Raw genomic sequence first — 18,994 nt, forward strand, 5'->3', positions numbered from 1 at the left:
CGGGGTTCCGCCCCACGGCAGCAGCGGTTCCCGGTGGCGGCCCGTACCGTTGACGCATGGATCTTCGACTGTCCGCGCTGCGGGCGCTGCTGCGCCGGCCGCGCCGGCTCACCGCCGCCGCGGCCGCCGTCGTGGTGCTCGCCGGCGCCGGGACGTGGACGGCGGCCGTCGCCTCCGACGACCCGCGGACCGTGCGCAGCAGCGAGCGGGTCATGGCGGTCGACGGAGTACGCCTGGACACCTCGTTCTTCGCCCCGGCAGACGGTGGCCGCCACCCCGCCGTGCTGCTCGCGCACGGCTTCGGCGGCAGCAAGGACGACGAGCGGCAGCAGGCCGAGGACCTCGCCCGGGACGGGTACGCGGTCCTCACCTGGTCCGCGCGCGGCTTCGGCCGGTCCACCGGGAAGATCGGGCTCAACGACCCCGAGGGCGAGGTCGCCGACGTCTCCCGGCTCGTCGACTGGCTGGCCGAGCGGCCCGAGGTGCGGCTCGACCGGCCCGGCGACCCGCGCGTGGGCATGGCCGGCGGCTCCTACGGCGGCGCGATCTCCCTGCTCGCCGCCGGACACGACCGGCGCGTCGACGCCATCGCCCCGGCGGTCACCTACTGGAACCTCGCGGACGCCCTGTTCCCGAACGGGGTGTTCAAGAAGCTGTGGGCCGGCGTCTTCTTCAACACCGGCGGCGGCTGTGAGGAGTTCCAGCCCGAGCTGTGCCGGATGTACGACCGGGTCGCCGAGTCCGGCACCCCGGACGAAGCCGCCCGCAAGCTGCTCCAGGAACGCTCGCCGTCCGCCGTCGGCGCCCGCATCAAGGTCCCGACCCTGCTGGTGCAGGGGCAGACCGACTCCCTGTTCACCCTGGGTCAGGCCGACGCGGCCGAGAAGGCGATCCGCGCGAACGGCGCACCCGTCGCCGTCGACTGGATCGCCGGCGGACACGACGGCGGCGACATGGAGACCAGCCGGATCGAGGCACGCGTGAGCGCCTGGTTCGACCGGTACCTGAAGGACGACGAGAACGCCGGCACCGGCCCGGCCTTCCGGATCACCCGCAGCGGAGGCGTCGACTCCACCGACGGCACCGCCCAGCTGCGCGGCGCGAGCGCGGCGGCCTACCCCGGCCTGCGCGACCACCGGCGCACCATCGCCCTCACGGGCGGCACCCAGCACGTCACCAACCCGGCCGGCGCCAGCCCGCCCGGCGTGTCCGCCCTGCCGGGCCTCGGCGGCTCCGGCGGCCTCGCCCAGCTCTCCGCGGTCGGGCTCGGCGTCTCCCTGGACTTCCCCGGCCAGTACGCGAAGTTCGACTCCGCGCCCCTCGCCCGCGACCTGCGGATCACCGGCGCCCCGACCGCCACCGTCCGCATCACCTCCACCCGCGACGACGCCGTCCTCTTCGGCAAGGTCTACGACGTCGGCCCCGACGGCGCCCGGCAGGTGCTGCCCGCCCAGCTCGTCGCGCCGTTCCGGGTGACCGGCGCCAAGGCCGGCAAGGACGTCACCGTCACCCTCCCGGCGATCGACCACGAGGTGCAGAAGGGCCACCGGCTCCGCCTGGTCCTGGCCTCCACCGACCTCGGCTACGCCTCACCGGCCGCACCGGCCGGCTACACCGTCTCCCTGAAGGGAGCCCTGAGCGTGCCGACGGCACCCGCGGTCACCACGGGCACCGCGCCGCTGCCCGCCTGGGTCTGGTGGCTCCCCGCGGCCGGCGCGGCCACCGCCCTCGCCCTGCTGCTCACCGCCCGCCGCCGCGCGGACGCCCCGGCACCCGATCCCGAGCTGGCCGAAGTCCCGCTGGTGATCACGGACCTGAGCAAGCGGTACGCGAAGTCCACCGACAGGTACGCGGTGCGGGAGCTGTCCTTCCGCGTCGAGAAGGGCCAGGTCCTCGGCCTGCTCGGACCCAACGGCGCCGGCAAGACCACCACCCTGCGGATGCTCATGGGCCTGATCCGGCCGGACGACGGCGAGATCCGCGTCTTCGGCCACGCCGTCCGGCCCGGCGCGTCCGTACTGTCCCGGGTCGGCGCCTTCGTGGAGGGCGCGGGCTTCCTGCCGCACCTGTCCGGCCGGGAGAACCTGGAGCTGTACTGGCGGGCCACCGGCCGCCCGCCCGAGGACGCCCACCTGGCCGAGGCCCTGGAGATCGCCGGGCTCGGCGACGCCCTCGCCCGCGCGGTGCGCACCTACTCCCAGGGCATGCGCCAGCGCCTCGCCATCGCCCAGGCCATGCTCGGCCTGCCCGACCTGCTCATCCTGGACGAGCCCACCAACGGCCTCGACCCGCCCCAGATTCGGGAGATGCGCGAGGTGATGATCCGCTACGCGGCCGGCGGCCGCACGGTCATCGTCTCCAGTCATCTCCTCGCCGAGGTCGAGCAGTCCTGCACCCACCTGGTGGTGATGGACCGCGGCCGGCTCGTGCAGGCCGGCCCGGTCCGGGAGATCGTCGGCTCCGGCGACACCCTTCTGGTCGGCACCGCCACGCCCGTGGAGGAGCCGGTGGTGGACAAGGTGGGCGCACTGCCCGGCGTCGCCACCGCCGTGCGCACCGACGACGGGCTGCTGATCCGGCTCGACCCCGGCGGCACGGCCGAGCGGCTGGTCGTGGAGCTGGTCCGGCTCGAGGTGCCGGTCGCCTCGGTCGGCCCGCACCGTCGTCTGGAAGACGCCTTCCTCACCCTGATCGGAGGTTCCGCATGAGCACGCTCACCGAGGTCGCCTCCGGCTATCAGGCGGGCCGCACCCTGCCGCTGCGGGTGGAGCTGGCCCGCCAGCTCAAGCGGCGCCGCACCCTGGTCATGGGCGCGATCCTGGGCGTACTGCCGTTCGTGCTGCTGATCGCCTTCGCCGTCGGCGGTGACCCAGGCAGCCGGAACGGCCAGATCACCCTGATGGACACGGCCACCGCCTCCGGAGCCAACTTCGCCGCCGTGAACCTCTTCGTCTCGGCGGGCTTCCTGCTGGTGATCCCGGTCGCCCTGTTCTGCGGGGACACGGTCGCCTCGGAGGCGAGCTGGTCCTCGCTGCGCTATCTGCTCGCCGCGCCCGTGCCCCGGGCCCGGCTGCTGTGGTCCAAGCTCGCCGTGGCGCTCGGGCTGAGCCTCGCCGCGATGCTGCTGCTGCCGCTGGTGGCCCTCGCCGCCGGTACGGCCGCCTACGGCTGGGGGCCTCTGCAGATACCGACCGGCGGCGCGCTGGACACCGGCACGGCGGCCCAGCGGCTGGCACTGGCCGTGGCGTACGTCTTCGTGTCCCAGCTGGTCACGGCCGCGCTGGCGTTCTGGCTGTCGACGAAGACGGACGCCCCGCTGGGCGCGGTCGGCGGCGCGGTCGGCCTCACCATCGTCGGCAACGTCCTGGACGCCGTCACCGCCCTCGGCCACTGGCGCGACTTCCTGCCCGCACACTGGCAGTTCGCCTGGGCCGACGCCGTCCAGCCGCATCCCGAGTGGTCCGGCATGATCCAGGGCACCGCGCTCTCCGTCACGTACGCCCTGGTGCTGTTCGCCCTGGCGTTCCGCGGCTTCGCGCGCAAGGACGTCGTCAGCTAGACCGCCGCCGGCCGATCCCGTCCGCCCCATTGACCTTCTCTTACCTGTGAGTAAGTTAGCTGTCCCGCACAGGGATTCGGCACGCCACGCACCGCGACCGGGAGCCGTCATGGGCGCACGCAGGGATCTGGAACGGGCACGGAGGCGCACCGGTCCGGCGGCTCGCGCCCCGGTGGAGGTCGTCCGGGACGCGACCGGCACGGTCCGTGAGGTGCGTGCCGCGCCCCTGGCACCCCCGCTCACCACGGGTTCCCTGGCCGATCTGCCCTTCGCACACGCGGCCGAGGCGCCGGACGCGGTGCTGCTGCGCCGCCGCGGGCAGGGCGCCTGGCAGCCGGTCACGGCGGCCGTGTTCGCCACGGAGGTGACCGCCGCCGCCAAGGGCCTGATCGCCGCCGGACTCGAACCCGGCGGCCGGGTCGTCGTCATGTCCCGCACCCGTTACGAGTGGACCGTCCTGGACTTCGCCGTCTGGGCGGCCGGCGGCCAGTCCGTGCCGGTCTACCCGACCTCCTCCGCCGAACAGGTCGAGTGGATCGTCCGCGACTCCGGCGCCCGGTTCGCCGTCACCGAGACCGCCGAGCACACGGCCGTCGTGACCGCCGGCACGGCCGGCCACCCCCGGCCGCCGCGGATGTGGCAGATCGACCCGGGTACCCCGGGCGGCGCAGCGCCCCGAGACGGCACGGGGGACCGCACGGCGGTCCACGACGTCGCAGCCGGTCCACGGCCCGCGACGGCCCGCCCGGCGGAACCCCTGGCCGGCCTCGTCGCACTCGGCCGGGACGTCCCCGACGACGACGTCACCAAGCGGCGCGGCGCACTGACCCCCGACACCATCGCCACCGTCTGCTACACCTCCGGCACCACCGGCCGACCCAAGGGCTGCGTGCTCACCCACGCCAACCTGCACGCCGAGGCCGCCAACGCCGTCGAGCTGCTGCACCCCGTCTTCCGGGCCGCCACCGGCCTGGACGCCTCCACACTGCTCTTCATGCCGCTCGCCCACATCCTCGGCCGCACCCTGCAGCTCGCCTGCCTGCTGGCCCGGATCGAGACCGGCCACTTCCCGAGCGTGAAACCCGACGAACTGCGGCCCGCGCTCAAAGAGTTCCGGCCCACGTTCCTGGTCGGGGTGCCGTACCTCTTCGAGAAGATCCACGACACCGGGCGCGCCACCGCCGAGAAGATCGGCCGCGCCGCCTCCTTCGACCGCGCCGAGCGCATCGCCGTCCGCTTCGCCGAGGCCCACCTGCGCAAGTTCCTCGGCACCGGCAAGGGGCCCGGTCCCGGCCTGTACGCCGCCTGGGCCCTGTACGACCTGCTGGTCTACCGCCGTATCCGCGGCGAGCTGGGCGGCCGGGTGCGGTACGCCATCAGCGGCGGCTCCCCGCTCGACCGCAACCTCAGCCTGTTCTTCCACGCGGCCGGCATCGTCGTGTACGAGGGCTACGGCCTGACCGAGACCTCCGCCGCCGCCACCCTCGTGCCCCCGCTCGGCCCCCGCCCCGGCACGGTCGGCCTGCCGGTCCCCGGGGTGTCCGTACGCATCGCCGACGACGGCGAGGTGCTGATCAAGGGCGGGATCGTCTTCGGGTCGTACTGGAACGACCCCGCCGCCACGGACGCCGTGCTCCACGACGGCTGGTTCGCCTCCGGCGACCTCGGTGCGCTCGACGAGGACGGCTACCTCACCATCACCGGCCGCAAGAAGGACCTCCTCGTCACCTCCGGCGGCAAGAACGTCGCCCCGGCCGTCCTGGAGGACCGGCTGCGCAGCCGGTCGCCCGTCGGCCAGTGCCTGGTCGTCGGGGACAACCGGCCCTTCGTCGCCGCCCTGATCACCCTGGACCCGGAGGCGGTCGCCCACTGGCTGGCCGTCCGGGGGCTGCCGCGGGACACCCCGACGGCCGAGCTGCTCCGCGACGAGCGGCTGCGCGCCGAGGTGCAGAAAGCAGTCGACTACGCCAACGAGGCCGTCTCCCGGGCCGAGTCCATCCGCGCCTTCGCCCTCGTGGAAGGGGAGTTCACCGAGGAGAACGGACTGCTGACCCCCTCGCTGAAGGTCAAGCGGCACGCGGTCACGGCCGCGTACGCCGAGCAGATCGAGGCGCTGTACCGCCGCTGAAACGGCGGAGCGGGCCGCCGAGCCACTCGGCGACCCGCTCCTGCGGCCGGGATCAGCTGCCCGCCTCGGTGTTCTGGGACAGGACCGACACGTCCTCCAGCAGGTGCGCCAGCGCGCCGTCGCGCTTGACGTTCGAGGAGTTCTCGGTGCACTGCTGCTGCATGTGGTCCGACAGGATCGGCAGGTCCTGGACATTGACGCCGATGAGGGCGCCGACTCCCACCGGAATGTCGTTGACCGCGATGCACGGCTTGTTGAACGAGCCCTGGATCAGGGCGATCTGCGGGCTCATGTTCCCGTACGTGGCCGAGTTCCCGTAGCTCTGCCACCCCGCGTTGCCGTTCGCGACGGTCGGGCCGTCGTCGTTGCCGATCGCCAGCGCCTGCGGTGCCGCGGCAGCGGAGGCGCCCACGGCGGAAGCGGCGACGGCCGCAGTGGCAACAATCTTCTTGATCACTGGCCAGTCCTTTCTGAGGAAACCCCGTCCACCGGAGCCATCTGGTCAACTCCGCGGGGTGCCGGTGGTTTCTCCCGTTCACCCCGACGGCCGACGGGGCGGACTGGTCGTGTGTTTTTCGGATTGGTGACCTCCCGTCACCTCCCGGGCGTTTGCGATCCAACCGAGTGAATCAGCGGAACCATTCCCGATGCGCCGGGTTGATCTCGCCGTAGGGCATGCGTCGCTACGAGGAAAGGAACGCGAAGTGCTCAAGAAGGCAATGGTCGCCGCTGCGACCGCCGCTTCTGTCGTGGGAATGGCGGTGGCGGCCGCGCCGCAGGCGCTTGCCATCGGCAACGACGACGGACCGACCGTCGCGAATGGCAATGGTGCCGTGTCGTCGTTCGGCAACTCGGCGACGAAGGGCGACATGAGCCCGCAGCTCTCGCTGGTGCAGGGCACGCTCAACAAGCCGTGTGTCGGCGTCCAGGACGTCGACGTCGCCGTCGACGCCCTCATCGGTGTCACGGTCCAGGACATCCCGATCGCGTCGGACCACCTGCAGCAGCAGTGCTCCGACAACTCCTCGAACAGCAAGCGGGACGGTGCCGTCTCGCACGTTCTGGAGGACCTGTCGGTTCTCTCGGCCAACGGCGAAGGCTGAGCCGTCCTGGCCGGCCCGGGCCGCCCGCTGCATCGTCTGCGGGCCGCCCGGGCCTTTTTCGCGAATTCAGAAGAGGGAAAACGTATGAGGAAACGGTGCGATCGGGTGATTGTCGCGCGATCCGCGTTCCGTGCTCTCCCGTTGTGTCAATCCCTCGTTCCGTGTCGTGCCCGTTCTCGTGGTGCGCACACGGTTCTGGCCGTCATCGGGGCATGACCCCAGAGGAAGGGACTATTCATGAAGAAGACCGCTGCTCTCGTTACGGGTGCCATCCTGGCCCTGGGCCTGGCCGGACCCGCCTTCGCCGACGCCGACGCCACGGGCACGGCCAACAACTCCCCGGGCGTCCTGTCCGGCAACGTCGTCCAGGTCCCGATCCACATCCCGATCAACCTCTGCGGCAACACGATCGACATCATCGCCCTGCTGAACCCGGCGCTCGCCAACCACTGCTCCAACAGCTGACGGCGCAGCACGTCACACCAGCCCCGGCTGTGTACCGGCCGGCCTCGGACGCGTCGAACACCGGTTCTTCGCCCCGAGGCCGGCCTCTCCACTTCCATGAGCAGGAACAGCACAGCATGCGCCTCCCGCCGGGGAGCACAGCACGCTTCGGGGCGGCGGGCACGGTACGCCTCCCGGCGCGGGCCAGACCCCGCCTGCGCACGCCGGCGGTGGCGGTGCGCCCCCTCCGCCCCGCCGGCCCCGCCACCGCTCAGCCTCGTACCGTCTCCGGTTCCCCGGTGGGCCGGGCGGCCGGGATCTGCCGGTGCGCCGGGCCCTTGCGCAGCCGTCGCCTCACCCCGCGTACCAGCGTGCCCGCCGTGAAGGCCGCGCCGTGCACGAACCGCATCGCCGGACCGAAGCCCGAGGCCGTGATCAGACCGGCCAGGAACAGACCGGGATACGAGGACTCGAACTCCGGCCCCACCGCCGGTGCGCCGTCGGCGCCCGTCGCCAGCAGCGCGCGCAGGTCGGGGGAGAGCAGCCGCAGCCGGTCACGGGTGGCCCGGAACCCGGTCGCGGCGATGACGTGCCCGGTCTCCAGCACCACCGGACCGCCCCGCCGGGACAGGGTCTCCAGGCGCAGCCCTTCCGGGACCTCGTGGGCCGTCACCACCTCACGGCCGAGCAGCAGTTCCACCCGGTGTTCCACCCGCTCGCGCACCCACCAGGCGCCGGCCGGACCGAGCGCGCCGGCCGCGATCCGGGTCCGGGTGCGCTCGGGCAGCCGCCGGTACAGGCCGGGCCGCTCGGCGTAGAACCAGTTCCGCCAGCCGGGGCCGAGGCCACTGTGCGGGGAGCGGGCCGAACGCCACCAGGGGCGCTCCCACGGTGGTGGCGCGTCGTTCCAGCACAGCCGGTCGGCGCGGGCCAGCACCCGTACCCGGGTGCCCTGTTCGGTGAGGAGCGCGGCCGTCTCCAGGGCCGCCTGACCGCCGCCGATCACGGTGACGTCCTGGTCGCGGAACCGGCCGAGGCCGCCGTGGTGACTGCTGTGCGACACCAGATCCGCCGGCAGGCCGTGCAGGGCGGCCGGGACCTCGGCGAACGGCAGTACGCCCACGGCCAGCGCGACCGTCCTCGCGGTGCAGGCCTCCCCGTCCTCGGCGACGGCCTCGAAGCCGCCCGCGCACCGTGCGACCCGGACCACGGTGCGCTCGTCGACGCCGGGGACGGCGTTGCGTGCGAACCACAGGCCGTACTCGGCGAACACCTCCAGCGGGATCGGCTCGGCGTGCCGGGCCGTGATGCCGCGGAAGGCGCAGAAGACGTCGAGCCGCCAGCGGCCCTCGGGGTCCGACAGGTTGGAGGCCCACGGCTCCGACTTCAGGAACATGCCGCTGGGCATGTGGTCCCGCCAGGAGGCCATGGGCCGCCCGAAGACGCGGACCTTGAGCCCGGCCGTGGCGGCGTGCGACGCGATGGACAGGCCGTACGGGCCGGCGCCCACCACCAGCAGGTCGTACATCAGCAACTGCTCGCTTTCTCGTCGTCGGACAAGCCGTGGGGGAGGGCCGCGACACCTGCCCGGGGGCCCGGGACGGGCAGGGGAGCCGGCGGCGCCGCCGGTGCCGGCCCGGGATGCAGCCGGCCGGCGATCCGGCCCGCCACGTGCCGGGCCCACAGTGCCCGCATCGCCCGGCCCGGCGCCGGGTCGTCGGCCGCGTGCCAGGCCAGTTCACGGCCGCGGGGCGCGGGGCGCAGCGCGGCCAGCGGCGCGTAGTTCTCCACCACGAACTCCCGCCCCGGCCGCGGCACCCCGTCGGGCAGCGGACGGTGGGTCAGGTCCAGATGCAGGGCGCGTACGACGTCCAGGCCGGCACTGTCGGTGAACAGCCGGAACTGGGCGCCGGGGCGCGGGTTGAAGTCGAGCAGGTGGTAGCCGCCGGTGCCGGCGCCGCGGCGGAAGTCCAGGTCGAAGATGCCCCGGTAACCCAGCCCGCCGGTGAGCCGCTCGGCCAGCGCCTGCACCTGCGGGTTGGGCGTCCAGCGGCCGACGGCGGTCAGCCCCGCCCCGCGCGGCCAGGCCAGCTGCTTGCGGCCGGGCCCGCCGGCGCGGAGGGCCCCGGTGCGGTCGGCGTACCCGTGGAAGAACCAGTCGCGGTCCGGGCCGGGCGGCAGGAACGCCTGGAGCAGCAGCGGGCTGCCCGCCTCCCCGGAGCGCAGGAACAGCTCCCGCGCCTGTGCCGCCGAGCGCAGCAGCACGGTGGAGCGCAGCCCGCTGCCGGCCGGCAGCAGCCAGGGCCGGCTCCACTTGGCCACCACCGGCAGCCCGAGCCGCCGGGCGGCAGCCGCCGCCTCCGCGGCGCCGTCCGGGATCAGCGTGGGCGGGTGCGGGACGCCGGAGGCGGCACACATCTCGGCCAGCCGCGCCTTGTCGGCCACCCGGGCGGGCAGTGTGCCGGGCTGCTGCGGCAGCAGGTAGGCGGGTGCCAGCTCCTCGCGCAGGCGGCCGGCCGCGAGGGCGCTCGCGTCGTCCAGCGGGATCAGCACCGCCGGCCGGGCGACCCGGGACGCGACCTGGCGCAGCACGGCGGCGATGTCGGCCAGGGCCGCGCCGGGCGCCGGTGGGGGATGCAGCTGGCGCACGAATCGAGAGGTGCGTACCGGGCTGTCCGCGGTGTCGGCGACGACATGGACCTCGACGCCGGCTCTGCCGAGCGAGCGTACGGCTCCCAGGGTGCCGTGGTGGAAGGGATTCCGGTCGATCCGCAGCAGTACCGCGGGGACTTGGTCGTCCAGCAGCGACACGGTTTTTTCCTTTTCTCGATCCGTTCGCCCGTGCGGGGGTTCGGGCCACCTGAAAGCCGTAATCGCACTGGCGGAATTCATATCTGTATGACTGTGTGTCAATAACGCTTGGCGTTGCCCGGTCTCTGTCACCGGTGCGCGTGGCGCGACGAAGCGGTCGAGCGGAGAGAGGCGCAGGCATGGCTCCACAGCAGCGACGGAACCGGCACCGGCGGCTGACCGTGGCCGCGGCGGCGGTCGCCGCGGCGGTCGCCCTGGCGAGCGGTCCCGGGTCCGCGGTGGGGGTGGTGCGGAGCGCCGGCCCTCCCCCGCCCGCCACGGCGCTACCGCCCTTCGGGGCCTTCCTCGACTCCGGGCCCCGCGGGGTCGCGCGCATGGCCGAGCTGAGCCGCTGGCTCGGCGGGACCGAGCTGAAGGTCGCCCACACCTATCTGCCCGGCGACCGCTGGCGGGACATCGAGGGCCCGCCCGGCTTCCTGGACGCATGGGCGCGCTGGCGGCGCCAGAAGGCGGACCGGACGCTCGTCCTCAACGTGCCGATGCAGGAACGCAACGAGGAGAACGTACCGGACGGCGAGGTGCGGGAGCTGCTGCGGCAGGCCGCCGCCGGTGCGTTCGACTCCCACTTCAAGACCCTCGCCGAACGGCTGGTGAAGCTGAAGGTGCCGGACACGGTGATCGTGCTCGGCTGGGAGATGAACGGCATCACCTACACCCACCGCTGCGGACCGGACCCCCGGGCCTGGAAGACGTACTGGAACAGGATCGTCACCACCATGCGCTCGGTGCCGGGCCAGCATTTCCGGTTCGACTTCACGCCGAGCCGCGGCCGGGACGCCGTGCCCTGGACCGAGTGCTATCCGGGGGACCCCACGGTCGACATCATCGGCATGGACTCCTACGACCAGCCGAGCGGACTGACCTTCGACGAACAGGTCGACGAGCCCTACGGGCTCCAGCAGCAGGTGGACTTCGCGAAAGCCCACGGCAAGCCGATTTCCTACCCGGAATGGGGACTCTTCCGCAACGGGGACAACGCCGAGTACATGCGGCGCATGCTCGCCTGGATCGCCGAGCACAGACCGCTCTACAACACGCTGACCGACTACTGCCCGCACGGCGTGTGGCAGTGCACCGCCAACCCCCGGTCGTCGCTCGTCTACCGGACGGCCCTGTACGGCCGCACCGACCAGCCGGCGCCCGTGACCACACCGACCCCGACCCCCACGCCCGAGCCGGCGCCGACGCCCGATCCACAGGTCAACTGCGCCCCGCTGGACCTCGGCGACTGGGTCGAGTACTGGCTCGGCGGGAAGCTCTGCGTCCGCTTCGACTGGTGGTCGCGGAGCCGCTAGGGCCTCTCTTCCGGATCTTGCCGGGGTCGCGGTCGGCCGGAAGGCATCGTCGCCCGGAGCCGGCCTGATCCGAAAGAAAGGCCCTAGCCCCGCCCGCGTTCCCGCCACCGGTGCAGCACCTCCTTGCCCCGCTGCCGGGCGGCCGCGTCGCACAGCGCGGCCGCCAGCAGCGGGGCGGTGCGCCGCCGTGCCATGAGCAGCCGCCGGTTGACGACCCGTTCGGGCCGCCAGTGATGCTTGTACGGCTCCTCGCCCCGCAGCAGGCTCAGCGTGCCGCGCTCGCCGCCGCCCGAGTGCTCGGCGCAGGCGTCCAGCAGCATCACCGCCACGTCCGCCTTGTGCCTGCGCAGGTCCGGATGGGCTCCGTAGAGGTAGCCGCCGGCCAGGCTGCGCGAGAGCAGGGTCAGATCGACGGCCACCACCTCGTCGTCGACCCGGAACTCGGTCACCGCCGCGGTCCCCGCCCGCACCATCGGGCCCACGGCCCGCACCAGGTGCTCACGGAACCGGGGCTGCATGTGCTCGCTCGTCACCTTCCGCCCCTGCCACTGGAGCCGGTGCAGCGCCAGCAGCCGGCCGAGCGCCGCGTCCACCTCCTGCGCTCCCACCGTCTGCCGCTGCACGCCCAGCGCGGTGAGCCTGCGCAGCTTGGCCCGGACCCGCTGGCTGGACTTGGCCGACGGCAGCCGGGCGATCAGCTCGTCCATGGGTACGGCTGGCAGTTCCAGGCACACCGAGTCGCACACCGTCCGGCGCGGCCCGCGCCAGCGGTCGTAGACCCGCTCCACCGCGCCGCCCGGACGCACCTCGCGGAAGTCGACCAGCGCCGTGCGGGCCGCGCCGGCGAGCGCCTCGGCCAGGGCGCCGGCCGCCCGCCCGTCGTCCGAGTCGTCCAGCAGCACGTCCGCATAGTCGGAGATCGCCCCGCCGAGCGGTACCAGCGCGGGCAGCGGCCGGCGGACCAGCATCAGGGGCGCGACGGCCGCAAGCTCCGCGCCGTCCCGCACCACCAGCAGCCGGAGCCGCCCCGGCCTGCCGTAGGACAGCCACCACGAGTGCAGCCAGGCATGGCTCTGGAACGGGGTCGCGGCGGCGCACCGCCCGTACAGCCGCCCCCAGGCCGGGCCCAGCGCGGCGAAGACGTCCTCGTCCGTGACGAGTTCCGCGGTCGGGGCGGGACGCGCGGTGCGCGCCGTGAAGGTCGCGGTCACAGCTTGCCGTGCGCGTCGGCGGCGACGGCGGGGCCGGGCACCGAGACGGCGCGGACGGTCTCCTCCGGCCGGCTCCGCGGCCTGGCCAGCAGCGCGAGGGCGCCGAGCAGCCCGCCCGCGCTCGCCCCGACCAGTCCGGTCACCGCGGCCGGGGCCGAGGCGGGCTCGGCCGGCTTCACCGCGCGCGAGAACTGCAGGAGTCCGACGTGCGTGTCCGCCTTGGACGCGTTGGCGTGCCGGGTGAGGGCGCGGGCGACCGCGTTGGCCATGTCGGCCGCCTCGGCCGGCCGGGCGGACGTCGCGGAGACGGCGACCATCGGGGCGTCCGGCGAGGTCGCCGTGCGCACACTGCTGCGCAGGGTCGACAGCGGGACCCCGGCCCAGACCTGGGCGTCGCCGAGCACCGCGACCTGGGTGGCGACCCGGCCGTAGGCCTGTGCGAAACCCAGCGCGGTGGCGGTGTCGGACCGCTCGGCCGGGACGGCGACGACATAGCTGGTCGCCGTGTACTCCGGCGGCTTGAGCAGGCCGTACCCGCCGCCGAGCAGGCCGCCCGCGAGGACGCCGGCAGCCACCAGGGACCAGGGCGGCAGCACGCGGGCACGGGAAAGACGGGAGGTGCGGAGCTGGGCGTGGTGGTCGGTCATGACGGGCTGACTCCCTGAGGGGACTGAGGGGGCTGGGGGCACTGAGGGGACTGAGGGGGCTTAGGGGAGCGGGCCCCGGGGGCCGTGCGGGCGAGCGCCGCCGCGTAGACGTCCATGAGCCGGGCGGCGCTGCGGGTGATGCAGTAGTGGCGGGCCGCCTCGGGGGCGGCACGCGGGCCGGGCCCGGCGGCGCGCACCCCGGCGAGCGCGCGGGCGTACGCGCCGGCGTCGCACGGGACCCGCAGCGCGCCCGGGGCGGCCCCGGACGGCAGGTCCTCGAGCGCCGGGCAGGAGGTGTAGCGCACCGGCAGCCCGGCCGCGAGCGCCTCCACGACGGCGAGGCCGAACGCCTCCTCGGGGGAGGGAGCGGCCAGCACGTCCATAGCCGAGGCCAGCGCGGGCAGGTCCGGGCCCGACGAGCCGTCGGGCAGATACGGCCGCTCCCCGGCGAACAGCACCCGGCCGGCGACCCCCGCCCTCTGCGCGGCCCGCCGCAGCGCCGGCTCCTGCGGGCCGCCGCCCACCAGCAGCAGCCTGCAGTCGGCGGGGAGTCCGGCGAGGGCGTCGATCAGGACGTCGAAGCGCTTGCCGGGCGCGAGCCGGCCGACGCCGCCGACGACGAACGCGTCCTCGGGCAGCCCGAGCAGGGCCCGGGTGCGCCGGCGGGACGCCGGGTCGAAGCCGAACCGCGCCAGTTCGATGCCGTTGGGCACGACCGCGATGCGCGGCTCGGGCACACCCCAGCGGGCGAGCCGGGCGGCGACGGTCGGCGAGACGGCCACGGTGGACCGGCCGAGCCGCTCGCCCATCAGATACAGGGCGCGGACCCCCGAGGTCAGCGGCCGTCCCTCCATCTGCGAGTCACCGAGGGAGTGTTCGGTGGCGACGACCGCCCGCACCCCGGCCAGCCGGGCGGCGATCCGCCCGTACAGGCAGGCCCGGTACAGGTGCGTGTGCACGAGGTCGTACCGGCCGCGCCGGACGAACCGGGCCAGCCGGGGCAGCGCGGCCAGGTCCCGGTTGCCGGCCATACCGAGGTGCACCACCCGCACCCCGTCGGCCGTCAGCCCCGCGGCGACCGGCCCGGGGTTCGTCAGCGTCACCACGTCGCACTCGACGGGCAGGTGCCGCAGCAGCAGCCGCAGTTGCTGCTCCGCACCGCCCACGCCGAGCCCGGTGATGACGTGCAGGACCCTCACCGCAGCCCCGCCACGGGCCGCCGCCGCAGCCGGTGCAGCCGGTACTTCAGGAACAGGCGTACGGCGGTGTCGTCCTGCCCCACGTGCACGCGCGGCAGGACGTGCAGGCCGGACAGCTCACCGGGGTCGATGGCGCAGGCGTAGCCGTAACCGGCCTCCTGCACGGCCGCCACGGCACGGCGGTCGACCGTGCCGTACGGATAGCAGAAACCGGTGACCGGCGCGCCCGTCAACTCCTCCAGCACGGCCCGGCTGCGCGCGGTCTCGGCCGCCAGCAGGGTGTCGTCGGCGCGGGTGAGGTCGACGTGGGTGAGACCGTGCGAGCCGATCTCCACACCCGCGGCGGCGGCCTGCCGGACACCCTCGGCACTCAGCAGCGGCTTGCGCGGGCCCAGCGGATCCCACGCGTTGTCGCCGCCGAGCCGGCCGGGCAGTACGAACAGGGTGGCCGTGCACTCCCAACGCGTCAGCAACGGTAAGGCGTTGTCGAGGAAGTCGGCGTAGCCGTCGTCGAAGGTGAGGCCCACCAGATCCCGTCCCCCGCCCTGCGCCCGGGCGGCGAGCAACTCGGCCACCGACACCCCGCGCAGCCCTCGCCGGCGCAGCCACCGCAGCTGTCCCTCCAGCCGGTCCGGGGTGACCGTGATGCGGTACGGGTCGTCGGAGCAGTCGCCGACCGAGTGGTACATGGCGATCCACGGGACCGGGCCGGCGGCTGCTGTCCGGGTCGGTACCGGGGACTCAACGGAGGACGGCATGGACGAGCCTTCCGGTCAGGGTGCGGACGGAACGGAATGCGGACGCGAAGCCCTGGGCGCCCAGGGCCCGGCCGAGCAGGACGAACACCACGGTCACCGTGGCGCCGCCGGCGGCGAGTCCGGCGAGCGGAGCCGACGTCCAACTCGCCACCAGGCCGCCGGCCACGGCGGCCACGGCCGCCGCCCGCAGCGGCCGGCTCAGCTCGCGCAGCAGCGGCCCGGTCCGGATCGGCATGCCGCGGCGCCCCGTGCCGGCGAGCAGCAGGACGGCGGTGAGGGTGATGCCGGCGGCGTTGGCGGCGGCGATCCCGGTGACTCCCCACGGACCGACCGTCAGGGCACCGGTCCAGGAGGTCGCGACGACCCCCGCGGCCATCGCCGACACCGGGTACCAGGTGGCCCGGCCGGCCGAGAAGTAGGAGCGGACCAGGACGCCGGTCAGGGTCTGGGCGAGCAGCCCGAGCGCGTACACCCGCATCACGCCGGCCGTCGCCGCGGTGTCCCGGGCCGTGAACGCGCCCCGCTGGAACAGCAGCCCGACCAGCTGCGGGGCACAGGCCACGACCACGGCCGTGCCGAGCAGCACCAGGCAGGCGGCCAGCACCAGATCCCGCTCCACCCGGCTCCGGGCGCGCTCGGTGTCGCCGTCGGCCAGCGCCCGCGCGACCACCGGGAAGGTGACCGTCGACAGCATCGTCGACAGGCTCATCGGGATCTGCGCGACCTTCTGCGCGTAGTTCAGGTGCGAGATGGCACCGGCGGTCAGACCGGAGGCGAGGAACCGCTCGATCAGCACCTGCGACTGCCGGCACAGCGCGAACAGCAACACGGTGGCCAGCAGCGCCACGTCCATGCCCGCCGCCCCGGCGGACCCCTTCGGCGCGGGGGATGCGCCGGGGGGCGGGGTGGGGGCGGGGTACTTGGTGGTGAGCCGTGTGCGGGTGGGGGGAGTGCGGGTGGGGCGCTCGGTGGCGGCGGGTGCGCCGGTGGGCCGGGCCCGGGTTGAGTCCTCCGCTGCCGGGGGTACGGCCGTCGGCCGGGCTTCGGCGGAGTCCCCGGCCGCCGGGCCGGCGGTCCGTCCGCGACACAGTTGCCGCACGAGGGACGGCAGCTGGACCAGGATCATCAGACAGCCGCCCGCCGCCACCCCGAACGCGGCCGACCGCACCCCCCACTGGGCGCCGAGGGCGTACATCGCCGTGACGATGCCGACGTTGTAGACGATGTAGATCGCGGCCGGCGCCAGGAACCGGCGGTGCGCCCGCAGGGCCGCGCTGCAGTACCCGGCGACACCGAAGCTCAGCACACAGGTCGCCGTGAGCCGGGTGCAGTCCACGGCGAGGGCCGGGTCGGGAAGACCCGGCGCGAGCACCGCGACGAACTGCGGCGCGGCGAGCGCGAGCAGCGCACCGACCGCCGCGAAGGCCAGCGCCAGCCGCGGCAGCGTGCCGGCGACCAGCGACCGCACCGGATCCCCGGGGGCGCCCTGTGCCCGGCGGGCCAGCGCCTTGCTGAACGCCGGGATCAGCGCGAAGGCCAGCCCGTCCTCGATGAGCAGCGTGGCCGCGAACTCCGGCACGGTCCAGGCCACCAGAAAGGCGTCCGTGTCCCGCCCGGCGCCGAACAGCCGGGCCAGCGACTGGTCCCGCACCAGCCCGAGCAGCGCCGCGGCGACCGAGAGCCCGGCGGTGATCAGCGTGGCCCGCGCGAGGAACCGCCGGGTGAGCGGGGTGTGCTCGGGCGCGGGGGGCGGTGCGTCGGGGGCGCACCGAGCGGGGGGTACGGCGGAGCGAGCCACCGGCAGTGCGACCGCGCCGGACGCGCCCTCACCCCCCGACCCCGCGTCCACAGCCGGCTGAGCCGCACCGGCCATCGGCTGAGCCGCACCGGCCATCGGCTGAGCCGCACCGGTCATCGGCTGAGCCGCGCCGGTCATCGGCTGGGCCGCGCCGGCCGTCCGCTGAGCCGCGCCGGTCATCGGCTGAGCCGCGCCGGTCATCGGCTGGGCCGCGCCGGCCGTCCGCTGAGCCGCGCCGGTCACCGGCTGAGCCGCGCCGGTCATCGGCTGGGCCGCGCCGGTCATCGGCTGGGCCGCGCCGGCCGTCCGCCGAGCCGCGTGGCCCGCCGGCTGGACCGCTCCGCCCTCCGGTCCAGGCACCCCACCGGTTCGAGGACCCGTCATCGCACCGGCCTCCGGCCTGCCCCGAGCGAACGCCTCCGGCACTGACCGGGCACCGGCCTCCGGCACTGACCGGGCACCGGCCACCGGCACTGACCGGGCACCGGCCACCGGCACTGACCGGGCACCGGCCACCGGCATCGACCCGGCCCCGGCCCCGGCATCAGCACCCGCACCCGCACCCGGTTCCGGTTTCGGGTCGCCGCCCGGGGTGTGCACGGTGCCGTCCTCCTCATCGCCGGGCCGCCTTCACGGTCGCCGCATCCCGCGCCGCCGGTGCGGTGGGGGGCTCGTCGGGGCGGATGCCGTCGCCGCCCACCAGGGACCACCAGGCGACCAGGCCGAAGCACACGGCCGTCAGCACGGTGGAGGGGCCGCCGATGTCGGCGTACGCGAAGTCCACGAGCTGCCACACCAGGAGCCCGCACGAGACGAGCGCGCAGTCCAGGCCCCGGCCGCCGGCCGCGTGGGTCCGCCACAGGCCGCGCAGGGCACGGACCAGCAGGGCGAGCCAGCCGCCGGCGAGACAGAGCAGACCGATCAGGCCCTGCTCGCTCAGCACCAGCAGGTACATGTTGTGCGGGGAGAGCAGCGGCTGCCGGCGGAAGGCCGCGCCCGCGCCCTCGGTGTCGCTGCCGGAGGACAGCGCGAGCGAGGCGTGCCCGTCGCGGTACTCGGGAAAGCCCTTGAGGCCCACACCGGTCAGCGGGCGGTCGCGCCACATGTCGGTGGCCGCAGCCCACATCGTGTACCGGTCGGTGACCGACTGGTCGGGCGCGTCGGTGACCTGGGTGATGCTGTCGATCCGCTCCTGCAGCATCGCCGTACCCACCCCGATCCCGCCCACCAGCACCACGCCCGCCGCGACCACGACCGCCGCGACCCGTACCGCCCGGCGCGGGCCGGCCAGCACCAGCTGGACGACGAGCGTGACCGCGGTGGCGATCCAGGCGCCCCGGCTGAAGGACAGGGCGAGGGGAACCGTCAGGGCGAGCGCACAGCACGCGGCGACCGCGCGCTCCCGGGCGGCGGGGCGGCCCAGCGCCAGACCCACGGCGCACACCAGCCCGAACGCCACCACCGTCGCCATGCCCATCACGTCCGACGGCCCGAAGGTGCCGACCGCGCGGATGTCCTCGCCCTGGTACGAGGCGCCGGTCCCGGTGACGTACTGGTGCACGCCGACCGCACCCTGCCAGCCCGCCAGGCCCACGAACGACCAGGCCAGCAACCGGAAGTCGGCCCGCCCCCGGACGAGGAGCACGACGGCGGCGGGGACCAGCACGAAGACCTGGAGGTAGCGGCCCAGGCCGGTGATCCCGGCGCCCGGCGAGACCGCGTGCACGGCGGCCAGCGCGAGCCCGGCCACCGGCAGGCCGAGGATCACCGCGGCGGTCCGGCCCAGCGGACGGCGGCGCGCGCGCAGCAGGCGTACCGCGCAGAAGACGACGACCAGCGCGGACAGCGCGTCGGCGGGTCCGGCGCCGCCGCCGTCGCCGGGAGCGAGCGGCAGCGCGAGCAGCGCGACCACGGCCACCACCGGCAGCACCGGAGAGAGCCGGACCGGACGGCGGCGGATCGGCAGGGCGAGGGCCATCGG

15 protein-coding genes are annotated in these 18,994 nt (G+C 74.7%); 6 read left to right on the top strand and 9 right to left on the bottom strand.

From position 1 onward, the window contains the following. Window positions 1-56 precede the first annotated feature (56 nt). The 3 genes from JK359_RS01090 (at window position 57) to JK359_RS01100 (ending at window position 5,687) form a co-directional block, all read left to right on the top strand. The gene (locus JK359_RS01090; protein ID WP_201830627.1) at window positions 57-2,708 is read left to right on the top strand and encodes a CocE/NonD family hydrolase; all 2,652 of its coding nucleotides are present in this window, start codon (window positions 57-59) and stop codon (window positions 2,706-2,708) included. Continuing rightward, window positions 2,705-3,559, top strand: a complete 855-nt coding sequence (locus tag JK359_RS01095) for an ABC transporter permease (RefSeq protein ID WP_201830628.1) — start codon at window positions 2,705-2,707, stop codon at window positions 3,557-3,559. The genes JK359_RS01090 and JK359_RS01095 overlap by 4 nt, the downstream gene beginning before the upstream one ends. A 109-nt stretch (window positions 3,560-3,668) precedes the next feature. Continuing rightward, a complete protein-coding gene (locus JK359_RS01100; RefSeq protein ID WP_201830630.1) occupies window positions 3,669-5,687 on the top strand; it encodes an AMP-dependent synthetase/ligase in 2,019 nt (672 codons plus the stop codon). A gap of 52 nt (window positions 5,688-5,739) precedes the next feature. Here the strand turns inward: JK359_RS01100 and JK359_RS01105 are convergent, their stop codons facing one another. After that, window positions 5,740-6,144, bottom strand: a complete 405-nt coding sequence (locus tag JK359_RS01105; protein WP_201830632.1) for a rodlin — start codon at window positions 6,142-6,144, stop codon at window positions 5,740-5,742. A 247-nt stretch (window positions 6,145-6,391) separates the two neighbouring features. On the opposite strand from JK359_RS01105, the gene JK359_RS01110 reads away from it, so the two are divergent. Beyond that, window positions 6,392-6,790: a rodlin gene (locus tag JK359_RS01110; RefSeq protein WP_201830634.1), complete on the top strand. Its 399-nt coding sequence runs from the start codon at window positions 6,392-6,394 to the stop codon at window positions 6,788-6,790. A gap of 237 nt (window positions 6,791-7,027) precedes the next feature. Beyond that, window positions 7,028-7,255: a chaplin gene (locus JK359_RS01115; protein WP_201830635.1), complete on the top strand. Its 228-nt coding sequence runs from the start codon at window positions 7,028-7,030 to the stop codon at window positions 7,253-7,255. A 250-nt stretch (window positions 7,256-7,505) separates the two neighbouring features. Here JK359_RS01115 and JK359_RS01120 read toward each other — a convergent pair whose 3' ends face one another. Both JK359_RS01120 and JK359_RS01125 read right to left on the bottom strand, forming a co-directional pair. Further along, complete coding sequence (locus tag JK359_RS01120) at window positions 7,506-8,762, bottom strand: FAD-dependent oxidoreductase (protein WP_201830636.1); 1,257 nt, start codon at window positions 8,760-8,762, stop codon at window positions 7,506-7,508. Next, complete coding sequence (locus JK359_RS01125; RefSeq protein WP_201830637.1) at window positions 8,762-10,045, bottom strand: carboxylate--amine ligase; 1,284 nt, start codon at window positions 10,043-10,045, stop codon at window positions 8,762-8,764. Before JK359_RS01125 ends, JK359_RS01120 begins: the two co-directional genes overlap by 1 nt. Window positions 10,046-10,224: 179 nt before the next feature. On the opposite strand from JK359_RS01125, the gene JK359_RS01130 reads away from it, so the two are divergent. Further along, window positions 10,225-11,400 carry a glycoside hydrolase family 26 protein gene (locus JK359_RS01130; RefSeq protein ID WP_201830638.1) on the top strand — a complete coding sequence of 392 codons (1,176 nt, stop codon included), beginning with the start codon at window positions 10,225-10,227 and terminating at the stop codon, window positions 11,398-11,400. Between the two features lie 83 nt (window positions 11,401-11,483). On the opposite strand, the gene JK359_RS01135 is transcribed toward JK359_RS01130, so the two are convergent. From JK359_RS01135 to JK359_RS01160, 6 genes are all read right to left on the bottom strand, one after another. Then, on the bottom strand, window positions 11,484-12,611 hold the full coding sequence (locus tag JK359_RS01135; RefSeq protein WP_201830639.1) for a GNAT family N-acetyltransferase: 1,128 nt from the start codon (window positions 12,609-12,611) through the stop codon (window positions 11,484-11,486). Further along, window positions 12,608-13,258: a YveK family protein gene (locus tag JK359_RS01140; RefSeq protein WP_201830640.1), complete on the bottom strand. Its 651-nt coding sequence runs from the start codon at window positions 13,256-13,258 to the stop codon at window positions 12,608-12,610. The genes JK359_RS01135 and JK359_RS01140 overlap by 4 nt, the downstream gene beginning before the upstream one ends. Then, on the bottom strand, window positions 13,255-14,457 hold the full coding sequence (locus tag JK359_RS01145; RefSeq protein WP_201830642.1) for a glycosyltransferase: 1,203 nt from the start codon (window positions 14,455-14,457) through the stop codon (window positions 13,255-13,257). Before JK359_RS01145 ends, JK359_RS01140 begins: the two co-directional genes overlap by 4 nt. Continuing rightward, on the bottom strand, window positions 14,454-15,215 hold the full coding sequence (locus JK359_RS01150; RefSeq protein WP_201830643.1) for a polysaccharide deacetylase family protein: 762 nt from the start codon (window positions 15,213-15,215) through the stop codon (window positions 14,454-14,456). Before JK359_RS01150 ends, JK359_RS01145 begins: the two co-directional genes overlap by 4 nt. Then, on the bottom strand, window positions 15,199-17,151 hold the full coding sequence (gene murJ / locus JK359_RS01155; protein ID WP_372445341.1) for a murein biosynthesis integral membrane protein MurJ: 1,953 nt from the start codon (window positions 17,149-17,151) through the stop codon (window positions 15,199-15,201). Before murJ ends, JK359_RS01150 begins: the two co-directional genes overlap by 17 nt. Window positions 17,152-17,626: 475 nt before the next feature. Next, a complete protein-coding gene (locus JK359_RS01160) occupies window positions 17,627-18,991 on the bottom strand; it encodes an O-antigen ligase family protein (protein ID WP_201830645.1) in 1,365 nt (454 codons plus the stop codon). Window positions 18,992-18,994 lie beyond the last annotated feature (3 nt).

The organism is Streptomyces actinomycinicus (assembly GCF_016741775.1).
Taxonomy (GTDB): Bacteria; Actinomycetota; Actinomycetes; order Streptomycetales; family Streptomycetaceae; genus Streptomyces; species Streptomyces actinomycinicus.

Bases quoted from the DNA above. Each gene is read 5' to 3' on its own strand.
- JK359_RS01090 (WP_201830627.1), top strand. From the start codon at position 57: ATGGATCTTCGACTGTCCGCGCTGCGGGCGCTGCTGCGCCGGCCGCGC.
- JK359_RS01095 (WP_201830628.1), top strand. From the start codon at position 2,705: ATGAGCACGCTCACCGAGGTCGCCTCCGGCTATCAGGCGGGCCGCACC.
- JK359_RS01100 (WP_201830630.1), top strand. From the start codon at position 3,669: ATGGGCGCACGCAGGGATCTGGAACGGGCACGGAGGCGCACCGGTCCG.
- JK359_RS01115 (WP_201830635.1), top strand. From the start codon at position 7,028: ATGAAGAAGACCGCTGCTCTCGTTACGGGTGCCATCCTGGCCCTGGGC.
- JK359_RS01120 (WP_201830636.1), bottom strand. From the start codon at position 8,762: ATGTACGACCTGCTGGTGGTGGGCGCCGGCCCGTACGGCCTGTCCATC.
- JK359_RS01130 (WP_201830638.1), top strand. From the start codon at position 10,225: ATGGCTCCACAGCAGCGACGGAACCGGCACCGGCGGCTGACCGTGGCC.
- JK359_RS01140 (WP_201830640.1), bottom strand. From the start codon at position 13,258: ATGACCGACCACCACGCCCAGCTCCGCACCTCCCGTCTTTCCCGTGCC.
- JK359_RS01150 (WP_201830643.1), bottom strand. From the start codon at position 15,215: ATGCCGTCCTCCGTTGAGTCCCCGGTACCGACCCGGACAGCAGCCGCC.
- murJ (WP_372445341.1), bottom strand. From the start codon at position 17,151: ATGACCGGCGCGGCTCAGCCGATGACCGGTGCGGCTCAGCCGATGGCC.
- JK359_RS01160 (WP_201830645.1), bottom strand. From the start codon at position 18,991: ATGGCCCTCGCCCTGCCGATCCGCCGCCGTCCGGTCCGGCTCTCTCCG.